This is a genomic window from Micromonospora sp. NBRC 107095 (assembly GCF_030269705.1).
GTDB lineage: Bacteria > Actinomycetota > Actinomycetes > Mycobacteriales > Micromonosporaceae > Micromonospora > Micromonospora parva.
Genome location: NZ_BSTU01000007.1, coordinates 205,326 through 219,773, shown reverse-complemented (window position 1 = coordinate 219,773; position 14,448 = coordinate 205,326). Strand labels below are relative to the sequence as shown.

Here is a 14,448-nt window from a genome sequence, read left to right as displayed (position 1 = left end):
AACGATCAAGGGCCCGACCAGTGCGACCGCCAGGGCTATCAGATAACCGGCACCGATAGCGCTAGCTGGAATGGGCAGACGAGTTCCCGAGGCTTTCGCCGCGATACGGCTCGTCACTGCCACAAGCAGAGCTGCGACGACGAGAGTAGGGCCCGCGATCGGCTGCGGCAGAAGCGCAAATGCCACGACCGCAGCGCCCGCGATTACTCCGAGTGTCGCGTAATACCACCCCGGGACCACAAGCTGGCGGTCAGCCGCATCTGAACTGGCGAACGATCCTTGGTCTCCTGCTGAAGCCGGGCCCATGGCCACAAGTCCACACCTCGCTCCATTTTGTGTCAAGATTTTCAGGATCCGGACGAGTGGTGCGGCTCAGGCCCTGGCGATGCGCGCGAAGATGGTTTGGCCTGCACTGAGCCATCCGCGCTAGCTGGCGGTAGCAGTCAGTAGCTGTCCGGAATGTCGGGAGGTGTCGGGCGCCAGATCAGACAGGGGTGCAGCGAAAATACGCAAGACCCCGATACGAAGTTGTCCTGCCACAGATCAACTTCGTAGAGGCCCTGCGTCGACATGAGTGTCACAAACACCGCCGTACTGCCGGTAGGCGAGGAGACGGTGAACCGTCTGACCGGGCTGCTGGACGCCGAACGAACCCGCCGTGGCGGCCACGCCCGAACCCGGTCACTGACCTGCCGTGACCAGGCGATCCTGACCCAGCACCGGTTCTACGACGGCACCCGGATCACGCAACTCGGCGCCGGCAACCGGATCAGCGTCTCGACCGGCTACGACTACCGACACGAGGCCATCGACGTGCTCGCCGCACAGCACATGTCATCATCGACGGCACGCTGATCGAAACTGCCCTGTGCCGCACTCCGGGACCCTATCTCTGGTGGTCGGCCAAGCACGACAACCATGGCGGCAACGTCCAGGCGGTCACCGTCGGCGACGGCTGGCCTATCTGGACCTCGCCGTGCGTCCCGGCCGCGAGCATGACACCACCGCATTTCGCACCCACCCCGAACTCCTGCCCTGCTGCGCGAGGCCGGTCGTTCGATGCCGTTGGACGCAGTTCACGGCCGTTCAGGGCATCCCGCTGCTCCCACCCTGCTCCCCCTGGACCTACCTCCGGGCGCGGCGCTCGTCCTCCACACCGACGGACTCGTCCAACGCCGCAACGAACTGATCGACACCGGCATCGAGCGCGTCGTGCTGCCGGTCATGTTTTCGGTATGGGCGTAGGTGCCCCTCCAGCGGTTCTTCAGACGCAGGCGGCCGTCGACGGGGCTCCTGGGCCCACGGGCGACGGCCGTACCCTGCACGTCCACGACTTGCTCACCGACACCGCCGAGACCATCGACCTGGATCCCGACGGCGACGCCTCCGCCGCCGACGGGCACGGCGGCGCCGGCGCGGCCCTCATCGAGGCGTTCATCGCGGCGGTCGCCACCGGCGACCGCTCGCTGGTCACTCCGGCTGCTGTGCGACAGCGACGACGAGGCCGCACTGTTGCGGCAGGAGATCGCTCAGGCGCTTCGTCAATCGTGACGCGCTCCGCAGGTCGGCCGGCCAACGCTGAGCGCCGGGCTCATGCCTCGATGCCGCGCTACAGGTCCATCGCATACACCCGGACCCGGCGGCCGGTGTCCGGCTGCACCGTTTCGCGATCCAATGACATACCCAGCTTGACCATCACCCGAGCGGACGCCTCGTTGCCGACGACGTGAATGCTGACCAGCCGCCGGAGGTCGAGCTCGGCACGAGTGCGGGCGACGACCGCCTGGGCCGCCTCGGTGGCCAGGCCCCGACCCCAGTGCGTACGGCCGAGCCGCCAACCGATCTCCACTGCCGGCATGATCTCGGGCAGGAAGGTCGGCACCGCCAGTCCGGTGAAACCGGCCAGCTCACCGGTCTCCTTGATCTGAACCGCGTACAAGCCGAAGCCGTGCTCGTCCCAATGCCGCTGATAGACGGCCAGGCGCTTCTCGGTCGCGGCGCGGTCCAGGGTGTTGCCGTCATGGATGTAGCGCATCACCTCGGGCTGCGCGTTGATCGCGGCGAACCCGTCCAGGTCGTCTTTCAGGAAAGGGCGCAAGAGCAGGCGCGGAGTCTCCAGGGACGTGGCGCCGAGGGAGCTTGTCAGATCAGACACGGTTCCTTGGTAGCACCTCGGCATCCACCGGGCGATGGGTCGCCCGGCCGGGAAGCAAGCTGGAGACGTGTCGCGGTCTGGACGAGGTGGGCGACAGCTCGGGATCGGCCGTGTGGTGGCCAGGCGATGACTGTGGTGACCCGTGGTGCGTCGATGACAGGCACGGCGACCACGTCGTCGTGGAGGGGCCAACAGTTCGCTGGAGGCGCCGGCCATGATGGCGAGGACCGCGCTCGGGTCACCAGCTTCGGCGACCGCCGCCGGGCGGGCGCGGTTCGCTTCGCGACGAGACCCGCCGGTAGGAGGCGGTGGCCCGGCCCATGTTCACCTCAACCTTGAAGGCCTACCGGCATCTAGGTCTCCGGCTGAATTGCCAGCCTGAAACGCAAACGGTGCGCGCTGCAGTCGACCTCAGCGCGCACCGTAGGTAAATCGTTTGTGTCCGAGGGGCGACACGACCCGTTGCCCCACCGCCGTTGACGCTCAGCGCAACTTTAAAGCTCACGCAAGTCTAGCTGTGGTGGTGACTTCTTTGGCCGAAGAGGTCACCGTTCAGGAGGCCCTGCTCAGAGGTTCGCCATTGGTATCTGGGCCTCACCTCGCGGGATCCATACCGACGCCACCGCGACGACAGCAGAGCCATACATCGATGCGGTCTGGCCGCCTGATTGGCACCGGCAGGCCTCAGTTCAACAGCCGGCACCCTCCACCAGCTATGCGGGCTGTTGCGATCGGCGTCGATCAGGTCGAACCGGTGAAGGCTGAGCCGGCCACGCCGACCCGCAAGCATCCCGCTAACTCACGAGGGCGGCTCCAATCATGGCGGCCCGCCTCGCCGAGCCCGAGGCGACTCGCCCTGGTGGGGTTCGCTCGCGACGCCGGACCGGCGTCGGCCGAGCTGGCGCCAGCGGACGCACCGCCCTGGGTGTGGCTACTACAGCTGGCGCGAGGGCACGAAATCGGCCTGGAGCGTACCGCTGAACGTCGCGAGGAACTGGAGAAGCGCAACCCCCATCACTTTCGCGGGCACTATCAAGCAACTATCTCCGTCAATTCTCAATGGGGATATTCCGCCGCTCTCACGGCGCAGTGCGCGCGCGAGCGGACCGACAGGCACCCAAGCGGGTCCCCGACCCACACGTTGATCCACATCGCGAATTTCGAACGCTGGCGACGCGCCAATACCGGCACCCCGCTGCGGAAGGACGTCGACGCTCTCGAACGCGCCCGGCAGGGGTCGACTCGGATGGGCCTGGCAAGCTGCGAGCGGCCCGGCGACAGACTCGCTCACAACTACGCCGCCGCCTGGTTCAGCGTGATCGGCGACCGAAAAATTGACCAACCCGCACTTGCCTTGATTCCGGGGCCGGGTGACCCGATGGCCGTGGAACGACGTGGGCATCAGCCCAATGGCCGTCCACGGTGTTTCACCGGCTGCCGGCAGCGCCCGGCATCTGACGCAGCCACCACGACACAACGAACTGGCGCAACTACTATTGTAATTGCCCCACTTCGTTGTGCAGTAGGTCGTTAGACCTACCGTGCGCCGAGCCGCTAGAACCGTCTTGCCGCGAATTTCTCAGCGAATAAACGATACGACTTCGAATAGACGTCAGGGGCGTCATCGATTCGGTCCAACTCCTGCTCGATTAGCGACTCTGCGCGCCGCCGGTCCCCGTTGATTGCGGCAACCAACGGAAGCACGAAGAGTTTCTGATTATCGAGCAGGAGCCCCGCATCGGTAACGCCCTCCGAAAATGTATCCCAATTCGCCCACTTATCGATAAACGGCTGACCGAAGCCGGCGACAGCCGCCGCCAAATCTTCCGCTATCGCAACAAGGTCACCACCTGCCGGGAAATCCCATTGCGCGAATGTGTTTCGAGGCATCAAGTAGCCTAAAGGCTTCGAAACGCACGCAACCGGAGCCTTCCAATCAGCCAGTTCGACCAGCGCCTTCTCAAGTGGAACGTGCCTGACGCCTACCACCGGGTTGATCTGCATCTTGGCCGGTAGTGCCCATGTTGCCAGGTTCAGGCCGAGCCATCCGGTGACGTCCTTAACACCCCGTGGCTGCAAGAGAATGCCACGTCGCTTCGGCACAAAGCCGTACCGCCTCAAGGCGGACGCGCAAGCGTCCTGGCTATCCTTCTCCAAGCTAGTCATGTAATCACTCCTTACGTCAGCAGTGAGGGTAGCCGCCGAACCCTGCGATGTTCACGCGTGTCGGCCCCAACGACGTGCCGGCGAGGCCAGCCTTTTCGGCGTTCGGGCCATAGAAGGTCCCCCCATGCGTTTCGACCGCCGCATATCCGCCGCGAGCACCCTGATTCTTCGTGAAGCCAGCCGAAGGGCCATTCTTTGAATCGTAGACCGATAGTGCACCATTCTTCTCGGCCACAACGTCGAATCGCACGTTGACGCCGTTGGCCGCTGTCATGCTGATCTCGGTGCCTCGAATTATGTATCCACGGACCTGCAGGTCATTGATAAGCATCTGGGTGCCAGCGGCGCCGGCGGCCGGGCCAGACGGTCCGCCCGTGTTGTGCACGAGGACCGGCGTGTTGCCGGCGAGCACATAGTACGTGTGGATATCGTCGACGGTGAGGTTGTAGGCGCTTGCTCGGTGGGCGGTCGTCCAGTCTATCCCGTTGGCAAGGAGTCGCTTGCCAGTGCGCGTGTAGAGACTGTCTCCATGGTCTAGCTGTTGGCTTTGCTGCCATTGCTTGTCCGTTGCGTTCCAGAACGGGTGGTCTTCGGTAGTGGTGATGCTTGTGCCGTCGGCAAGTTTGAGTGCGACGAGCTCGTCGTCGTGTACCCAGACGTGCGTTACGATCCGCGGGCCTTCTTCTCCGGTTTCGGGGTCGGTAGCGAAAACTTCGTCGCCTGGGGTGATCTCGCTGATTGGTTTAGTGGTGCCGTCGGCGAGGAGAACTTCGGTCTCAGCAGAGAAGCTGCAGGCCTTATTCGTAAGGTTCGCTAGCCGCTTCGCGCCTGCGGCTTCACCGATAATGGGTAGCATCGCAGCGGCGGACAGTGCGGCACCTTTCCAGTCCCCCTTGGAAAGGGCGATGGCCGCACTGATGCCGTCGGCCCCTTCGCCTACGACGGGCATGAAGCCGATGATGGTGAGGAGTGCTTCGAGGTCACCGCCGTCGGAGTAGTACTGCGTGATGCACATACTGTCGCCGCCGCAGAGGACTTCGATGGTCGCCTGGTCGGGGTCCATCCGATTGTCTCGGACGAGGTTCCGCATCATTTCGCAGTTTTTACCGAGGTAGCCTGCGCAGACATAGTGCTCTTCCGTGAAGGTCGCTAGGAAGGCCTTCTTCGCTTCTTGGCGGGCTTCACCTGCGTCCTTGTGCGTCGCCGCGATGCTCGTGTCCGTGTGGGGACTTGAAGTAGGGGGCGAGGTTGTGTTGCCGGGCGTAGGCGCTCCCCAGGTATCTGAACAATGACCGTTGTCGCAGGCTTGACCGCCGCCTGGGTCGAGTCCGCTGGGATCGGACAGGGTGACAGGGTTGTTGTTGGCGTAGGAGTAGCCACTCCAGTGTTGTGGGTCGGTGAGGTCCATCAGGGGGTCGACGCTGATGAATCGGCCGATGGAGGGGTCGTACTCTCGGGCGCCGAGGTGGGTGAGGCCGGTGGGGTCTTGGGTGCCTCCGACGAAGCCCTTGTCCATGCCGGCTGCCCAGGTGCCAATGGTGGCGCCTCGTTGTTCGCCGTAGGGGAGCATGCGGCGTTTGGCTACGGCGAGGGTGGTGGCGTTGATGGTGAGTTCGGCGGTGCCGTGGTGGTCGCTGGTGATCCAGTTCAGGCCGGTGGCGGTGCGGATGGCGATGGTTTGCCCGGCGTGAGTGTAGTAGCGGGTGGCTTTTTTGGTGGTGCCGCTGGTGGTGTAGCGGACTTCGGTGCCGCCGGGGAGGTAGAGGGTTTTGCCGGTGGCGTCGGTACGGACGAGTCGGTTGCCGTCGGCGTCGTAGATGTAGCTGGTCGTGGTGGAGTCGGTGGAGCTGACGACCCTACCTTCGCGGTCCCAGGTGAGGGTTTGCGTGGCGCCGCTGGTGGTGGGCCGGGTTGTGGTGTTCCCGGCGTTGTCGTAGGTGTAGCCGCGGGTCCAGGTGCCAGCGCCGCTGGCGCTGACGCTGGTGACGGCGTGCGGTCGAGCCGCCCCAGGGGCCGGGTACTTATAGGTGAAGGTCGCGTCGGTGCTGCCGTGCCGGATATCGGTCTTGCGGTTTCCGTCGGGGCTCAGAGTCCAGGTGCGCCAGTACGGGTAGGCCGAGCCGTCGACCTGCGTCCAGGCGGTGGGCTTCGTGGCGCAGCTACCGCTTTCCGGAGACCACGCCTCGGTCAGGCGACGCAGGTAGTCGAGGGTGAAGCACTGGTTGTCGGCGACCCCGCCGACGGGGGTGTCGTGAATTTCGGTGATGTTGCCCGCGGGGTCGTAGCGGTAGTTGTAGTTCGCCGCTTCGGCCTTGAGTTCGGGCACGACGTTGGTGCTCGTGAGGCGACGGGTGGGCTCGTCGATGGTTGAGGTGACGGCGACGCGTGAGCCGTAGGCGCCGAGTTGCCGCTGGGTCAGTTGGCCGAGCTTGTCGTAGTTGACGGAGTAGACGTAGATCTGGGAGGCCGACAGGAGGGTGCCTGGGTCGCCGACATCGGTGTAGCCGAACGTCAGTTTCTCCGAGGGCAGGTCGGCGGCGGCGGGCATGGTGACCTGGTAGGGCTGGCCGTTCGCCCGGTAACTGGTCGTGGTGGTGTAGGTGCAGGTGTTGGGGGTGGCGGCGGCGCAGAGCGTCGACTCGCTGGCGGGCAGCACGACGGACGTGACGGTGGGTCGACCGTAGGCGTCGTATTCATCGATTCGGGAGTCGTAGCGGTTGCCGTTGACGAAACGCGAGGCGGACGAGATCTTGCCCTTGCCGTTGGCCCTGGTGTCGTACACCCAGTTGCTACGCAGAGCGCCGGTGACGGAGTCGTCGCGCATGCTGATCTTGCGACCGAGCTCGTCGTAGGTGTAGGCCGTGGTGGCGGTGCCCGTGCCGGTGCCGACTTGAATCTTGGTGGTTGCGATGTTGCCGGCGACGTCGTAGGTGGTCTCGGTGGTGCCCTTGTCGGGGTCGACGGCCTTGATCTGACGGCCACGCAGGTCGTAGGTGTAGGACCAGACGTTGGCGCCGGTCGCGTCCGTGAGGGTCTTGGCCTGTCCGAGCAGGGTGTAGGTGTAGGTGGTCTGGTCGAACTTGGTCGTGTCGTCGCTGCCGACGTCGGCGGGGTTCTTGTACTGCCTCAGCGCGGTGGTGCGGCCTTGGGCGTCGGTGATGGTGGTGGTGGCGGTGCCGCCGGCCGGCGGGGTGGTGTTGACCCGGTCGCCGCCGTATGCGGTGGTGGTGCGCCACTTTTCCGCGCCGTTGGCGAGCAGGATCTGCGCGACCTGCCGCCCTGCGCCGTCGTAGGCGTAGGTAGTGATGGAGGGGATCTGGCCCTGTGGTTGCGCAAGGGCCGTGTCGTTGACCGCGGCGTTCGTCTTGTCCTCGTAGGGGGCGGAGGTCCAGTCGGTGACACCGAGGCTGTTGGTTCGGTTGTCGGTGATCGTTCGCCCGCCGCCGGTTGCCTGGAGCTGGTTTTGCCGCAGTCGTAGGAACCCGTCGTAGAGGTTCACTGATTTGCGGTACGCCGTGCCGGTTGGCAGGAGGATTTCAGTGGTGACCGCTGATGGGGCACCGCTTTTGCGCAGCTTGTAGGTGAATCTTGCGCTGGCGGTCTGCGTGGCACTGTCGCGGCCGGGTACCCAAGCGTTGGTGATGCGGCCGAGCCCGTCGTAGGTGAGGTTGGTGACAGCGCCGTTGGGGTCGGTGACCTTGGTCGCGGATCCCCAGGCGGGTGCGATGGCCGTCGTGACCGTATGGCTCTTGGGGTTGGTCACCACGGTCTGGGTGACCAACCCGCCGTTGGCTGTCGTGTAGCCAGTGGTCGTGGTGTAGCCGCGCGGATCGGTGACCGATTGGAGTCGACCGTTGGCGTCGTAGGTGCTGCTCGAGAGCCGGGTGTAGACCGGGGTGCTGCCGCTGAACTTCTCCAGCTGCTCGGTGCGGACGACGTTGCCGCGGGTGGGTGCCTGCCCGAAGGAGCTGTCGTCGACGTAGGTGTCGAAGAAGGTGCGCGACCGGTTGAGGACGGTCGACGGTTCCGCGGGATTCGGGGCGCCGGCACAGCGGATGGACAGGGTTTCGCTTTGTGAGACCTTGTCGATCATCCAGGTGCTGTCGTTGCGGGCGTAGGTGGTGCGGGTGCAGGTGTCGTCCGCGGTGGTGGACTCGTCGCCCTGGTCTTCGACGGCGGTGGTGAGGCCGTCGGTGTTGAAGCTGACAATGGTTTTGGTGTAAAGGTGGCCACCGACGGCCCGAGCGGTGCGTGTGCGGGTGATATCGGTGTTGGTCATCCACGCGCGGGTGGTGATGCCTTCTCGGTTACGGGTAGCGGTCGGCCCGTTGATCCACGGATCGTTGCGCGTGGAAGAGATTTCCGCGCCGCCACGACCGTTGTAGGTGATGGCTTGCAGCTCGAAGCCCTGCAACGCTTCGTGGTCTTCAACCGTGCCACCCCAGGTGTCGCTGACCCATACGTCTTTGACACCGTCTGCGGCCTTGTCACCGTCCAAGCCGCGCAGGTAGCGGTGCTCGACGGCGGTCTGCTGCCCGGCCGGGTCGCCGTGATAGACAACGACTTTGCCGTAGCCGCGCCAGTCGCTCCAGGTGCGGTACTTGTCCTTGGTCAGCTCATCGTTGTTGTAGGCCCAGGCGGGGTTGTCGTAGGCGTATTGGGTGACCTCGGTGGGTTGGTCGGTGACGGTGTCGTCAAGGTCGATGCGGGTGACGACGTACTTGTGGAACCAGTCCAGGCTCGGTTCCTGGCCTTCGGGCGCGTAGTAGGAGGGCATGCACCGCTTGGTGTTGCTGGCCGGTGAAGGCAGGGTCGTGCGGGTGCAGTCTGGTCCGGAGTAGCTGACGATGACGTCGCCGCCGCTCTCGGTGTGTACGGTCTTGATTCGCCAGCGATTCAGATCCGAGCGCTGGTCGGAGGGTCCGTCAACCCGGTTGGGCAGCGGTTGGGCGCCGGTGTCGAAGGTGACTTCCGGGTCGGAGACGGCGGCGCCGCCGGCGGTGGTGACGTGGCCGGCGCGGGTGATGCCCCGCAGCCACATCGGGGTGGACTCGCCGGTGCCAGCGTTGATGAACTCCTGCCGCAGCGACCACGATTCCACGTCGGCGTAGGTAGACGTGCCGTTGCGCACCTGGGTGGTGACCTTCTTGAGCCGGCGGGCGGTCCAGTAGGTCGGGGCGCCTTGTTCGGTGCACTGGTCACCAGAGTTGCAGTACTGGTCCCACGGGGTGTCGAACCACTGCGCGTTCACCGGGTCGGAGGTCCATGCCGCACCCGTCCAGCAGTTCGACAGGCACCGCTCGGCGGTGTCGAACACCACTCGCAGCGGCGCGGCCTGGGCGTACTCGGCGTCCTTGCGCAAGCCGTACTCAATGCGCTTGAGGTAGCCGCCGCGGTCGTAGCTGGTGCGCTTGGCGGGGTCATTGTCCTTGGCGTAGGCGCCGCTCTCCTTGCCGTAGAAGTAGGCCATGGTGTTGGAGTTCGGGTCCACGACGTAGTCGAGGTTCCACCGCCACGCCTGCGTGCAGAAGGCGTTAACGAAGGTGGCGTCGTAGCAGGGCTCGCCAGAGTTGTTCCCGTTGACCGGGACAGTCCACACCGAGTCGGTGACCGGGTTTCCGCTGACCCAGTTGGGTAGCTTGTGGTAGCCGAAGAAGTACTGGGTCCCGTCGGTGGTGGTGACCTTCCAATACTCGTTGTCGTTGTCGCCGTTACCCCGCGCGGAACTCGCGAGCTTCTCAATCTTGGTGCCGTCGTCGTTGCGCAGTCGCCACACTGCCCCGTCCTTGATCAGCTCACCGGCGTGGCCGTTGAGTGACAGGGTCGCGTTGTCGGTGAACCAGCACTGGTCCCCAGTCTTGTGGTTGGGGTTGTCGTCAGCGCACGACCGGTATGTGCGTTCGATGAAGCCGGGCCAGGAGTCCCAGCCGTCACCGATCCAGGAGCCCTGGTTGTTGGTCAGCGCGGTCTTGCCGTCGATGCTGCCGGAGGAGTAGGAGAAGCTGACATTGGGGGCAGGACCGCCGAGCGCCGGCGGCATCCTCAACGGGTAGGACCACGAGAAGTCGCCGCTCTGGGTCGATACCTGCCACTGGCCCGCCGGGGACAGGCTCGTTGCGGTGTAATCGCCGCTGTCGCCGGAGGCACCGGCTTCGGCGGCGAGCAGCATGGGGCTGCTGCCGGTAAGGGCGATGTCGGTCGACAGGAGGCTGTCCGGAGTGTCGTTGACCGTCCGCAGGGCGCTGCGCTTCTGACACGACGACACTTCAGGGGTGGTCAGTGCACACGCGGGGAGCGCCACCAACCGCAGCCGGGAAGCCCAGTCGCCGCCATAGGCGTCGGCGAAACCGGCGTAGTCGATCTGCAGACCGGTGCGTCCTGCCGCCGATGCGCCGTCGGCGCCTTCGACCGAAACCAGAAGGCCTTGCACACCGGCCTTCTCCGTTGTCGATCGGTTGTGCACGGTCACCTTGACCGCGTCGACGCTTGCAGCGGCACTCTTGCTGAAGCCCTCGGCAGGCGGAGATATCGTCACCGGCAGCGCCCCGGCGCGGGCGCGCACCGGGCCGGTAAGACCCGCTCGAGTACTGGCAGCCTTGGCCGCGGCTGCCTGCGCCTGGCTGAGGTCGGCCGTAGCGGTGCCGGAAGGCCAGGTGATTTTCTTGGCCTTGGTCGTCACGCTCGACGCGGCATGCGTGGAGCGGCTCTTGCCGGGTACCGCGTCACGTACCACGACACCGGTGGCTTCCTTCGGCGTCGGCGCCGTCCACTTCGATGCGGCCTCAGCTCGCTGTGCTGGTTGCCCCAACCCGCTGGCCAGCACGGCGATCGACAGACCGCTGGCGAGCAACGCCGATCGCCACAGCCGCCGATTGAAGAAGGCCACTCGCGCTCGACCGGAACCAGTTCCACTCACCAGAACGCTCCCCATGCGGTACAGACGACAGAGTCGACCGGCGTTGGCCGGTGTCTTGCCAAGCCCTGCGATGGGTGGCACCGCCACCCGCCATGTTGCTGCGCCGCCACGGCCGGCGTCTCTCCGGGCCGTGGCGGCCTTTAGCTGGTTACTGCGAAGCTTGTTGACAGATCTCCGAGTCCGACAGGACTCTCTGATAGGCGCGCACATCGTCGATGTCGCCGCTGAAGTCGTGCCCGATCCTGAACGGGGCAGTGGCCGACCAAGAGACTGGCGCAGTTGCCTCCGTGACCTCACCTGCGCAGGAGTTCGGGTCGCCCATCACGTAGACGCGCATCTTGCCGGTGACGCGGTCGTAGCGGCCGGCCACGTGGGCCCACTCCCCGTTGGTAGGAATACCGACGTTCTGGCCCGCGCAGGGGATGGTCTTGCTGGCGCCGGTAGCATCCGCGCTCGACAGCGTGAAGCACCAGCCGCCCCGGCCGCCGTTGGCGTCTTGGCGGTACTGCAGCTGGAACCGTGACATCCAGGACCCGTCTTGGGCAAGGAACGTCTGCAGGGGGCGCGCCGACAGGTTGGCCGGACGTACCCATGCCATGACGGTGAAGCTTTTCGTCGTGTCCAGTACCGGCCCGCTCGTCACCGCGCCGTCCCCGACCGCACCGGACACGTGCAACGCGTTCTTCAGATAACCAGGCACGAAGTGCGCACCGCCGGTGAGCGTCGCAGGATTGCGCGCGCTGAAGCCGCTTCCTGCGTCCGCCGCCGTCTTCACCGGGTCCGTCTCGTCGAACGTCCAGTGCGAGTACGCGTTAGGGACGGGAGAGACCCAGAACTGGTAGTCGTACGTGCTGCTGGTGTTACCGGCGCTGTCCTTCGCCTTCACATGAAGCGTGTGGACCATGTCAGTGGCCGGGGTGTAGGTCGCCGACGCCGACGTGGTGGTGGTCGCGCTTCCGCCATCGATGTCCCAGGTGTACTCCGCGGCTCCAGCGGCCGTGAACGCGAACGTTCCCGCCGTGCCCGGCGTGGCACCCCAAGACTTGAACGGATACTGGGTAGAGGTCACGTTCGACACCGTCGGCGGGGTGTTGTCGATCGTGAAGCTGTACCAGGGACCCCATCCACTCCACAGCCCGGCTTCATCCATGCTCGTCGCGTGCCAGTAGTAGGTGACCCCGGCCACCAGCGACCCAGCCGGCACCTTCGACGTAGCGACGCCCGTGGCATTACCTACCGTTGTCACGGAGGCGAAGGGCATCGTGGTGCTGCTGACCACGATCGTCCCTGTCAGGCTCGGCGAGGTCCTGATCTCGAACGCGGTCCCCAACACACCGCCGAAGCGGTCCTGCACCTGTGCCCGCAAGGTCGGGGTGAAACTACGCAACATCGCGGGTGACGCGCACTGCCGGTAGCAGTCCGTCGTGGTGGTGAACGCCAAGCCCACAGGCGGGTTCGGCTTCACATCGAACGTGGCCACCAGATACGTCCTGTCGGTGAAGAACTTCTTCCACCGGTCTTGAGCGCTCTCCCATTCATTTTCCTGGTTGCAGGCGCACAGGCCCACCCAGTAGGAGTTGCTGCTGCCCACTTGCGCCTGCACGTCCTGCAGCAGGGTGCCGCCTTCGAACACCGCGTCGGAGTTCTGCTGCTGCGACCCGCACCCGCCCGCTTCGTTGGCGTTGCCCTCCCAGGAGTCCAACCAGGTGGCGGAGGATCCCAGCGGATACGAGGACCAGGCCAGCCGGTTGCCGCTGGACGCCGTCCAACTCCCGGTGCGGTACAGGTGTACCCAGGTTGGTTCACATGACCAGGAGTGATCCAGCTTCATCAGGATCTTGGCGGTCAACACCGTTGTGTCACTCATCGCGGAGGTGTCGAAGCTGAAATACGAGCGGTAACGGGCGCCGGATTCCGGACTCAGTCCCACCCGCGCGGAGCTGGTGTCGTTGTTCTCCCCGTTACTACTCGCGTACGCCCACTTCGATCGCAGTTTGCTGAAGGCCGGATCGATGAACAGCGGAAACGCCGCCGACGACGCCGCCATCATGTTCGGGTCAGGCGTCAGCGTCAGGTCGCTGCCGGAGACCGCCACCTCTACCGGAGCTGACGCAGCCAGTACTCCAGGACGCTGCGCGGTCGAGACCAGATCGGACGGTACTGGCACCTCAGCGCCGGTCCCCGCCTGACCTGTGTCCTCTGGGCCTGCCACCCGTTCCTGCAGGCCAGGTGAGGGAGTCGAGATCGACGAATCCCACATCACCGCCGGCGACGCCTGCAGCAACTTCTCACCCGAGGCATCAGCCAGACTCAGACCGCCGTCAGCTGCGCGAGTAACCCTCATGTCGCCGCCCAGGCCGTAGCGAACCTGCCGCAACGCCGGATTACTCGCCGCCTGCGGCGTCAACACCTCCAACACATGCCGGAACCCAGCCCGATCCGCCGTGACGTGCAAATTCACCCCCGGCAGGACGCCGTCGTAAATCGCCGTCGCCCCACTCACCCGGGGCACAGGCAGCGATCCCGGCCAGCTCAACTCGAACGTGGCAGCGCCTTCCCGCCAGGTCACCAGCGCGCCTGTACCACCAACGGAGAACGTCATGTCCGCCGTCGACGCCACCGGCGCGAGTCCACCAGACACAGGCTGCAACGCCAGATCAATATCCGCCCACGTGCCGTCCTTGCGATGCACCCGTTGCGGCACCACCGCCGACTCCAACCGCCCCACACCTGACGCGTCGACGAACACCTGCGTGGTCTCAGAGCGCTCGCCGAGCACCTCAACGCTCTCGTCACACTCCGCTGCGAGCAGCGCCGCCGCCCGGACATCCTCACGAACCAACGTCGCGCAGTCCGCCGGGGCCGCAGCGGCCTGATCCGGCGCCGCTATCAGCGGCACCACCGCGCCAAGGCTCACCGACAGCAGCACAGCCGCGAACGATCCGAGCCCGCCCCAATGCCTGCCGCGCCTACGCGGCTCAGCTCCGAAGCGGAGACATGCAGCAACCACCCAAAGCCCCCGTTGATCACACCCTATGAGTGGCCGAACTGTAAGAGCCCTGACAATCGCCTGTAAAGATCAATCACAACTTGAAAGGATCAAAGGGACAGTAGGACATCTGTCCGGCAGCAGCCTCACCTACAGTGACTCGTTCTGCATCCGCTGCTGCTCAGCTCGTGTCGTAGCACCTGATCGTCTCGTCCGCAGTGG

The 14,448-nt window shown here is 65.3% G+C and carries 4 protein-coding genes and 1 pseudogene; 1 reads left to right on the top strand and 4 read right to left on the bottom strand.

Annotated features, from left to right (window positions below):
- Positions 1-570: 570 nt before the first annotated feature.
- A pseudogene (locus QSK15_RS29360) lies at positions 571-1,045 on the top strand (transposase family protein); the annotation flags it as partial.
- A 564-nt stretch (positions 1,046-1,609) separates the two neighbouring features.
- On the opposite strand, the gene QSK15_RS29355 reads toward QSK15_RS29360, so the two are convergent.
- The 4 genes from QSK15_RS29355 to QSK15_RS29340 all read right to left on the bottom strand — a co-directional run bounded on the left by QSK15_RS29355 (position 1,610) and on the right by QSK15_RS29340 (position 14,166).
- The gene (locus QSK15_RS29355) at positions 1,610-2,155 is read right to left on the bottom strand and encodes a GNAT family N-acetyltransferase (RefSeq protein ID WP_285797285.1); all 546 of its coding nucleotides are present in this window, start codon (positions 2,153-2,155) and stop codon (positions 1,610-1,612) included.
- Between the two features lie 1,554 nt (positions 2,156-3,709).
- A complete protein-coding gene (locus QSK15_RS29350) occupies positions 3,710-4,321 on the bottom strand; it encodes a hypothetical protein (protein WP_285797284.1) in 612 nt (203 codons plus the stop codon).
- Positions 4,322-4,337: 16 nt separating this feature from the next.
- Positions 4,338-11,186: a polymorphic toxin-type HINT domain-containing protein gene (locus QSK15_RS29345; protein ID WP_285797603.1), complete on the bottom strand. Its 6,849-nt coding sequence runs from the start codon at positions 11,184-11,186 to the stop codon at positions 4,338-4,340.
- 199 nt (positions 11,187-11,385) lie between these two features.
- Positions 11,386-14,166 carry a LamG-like jellyroll fold domain-containing protein gene (locus QSK15_RS29340; protein WP_285797283.1) on the bottom strand — a complete coding sequence of 927 codons (2,781 nt, stop codon included), beginning with the start codon at positions 14,164-14,166 and terminating at the stop codon, positions 11,386-11,388.
- Between the last annotated feature and the right edge of the window lie 282 nt (positions 14,167-14,448).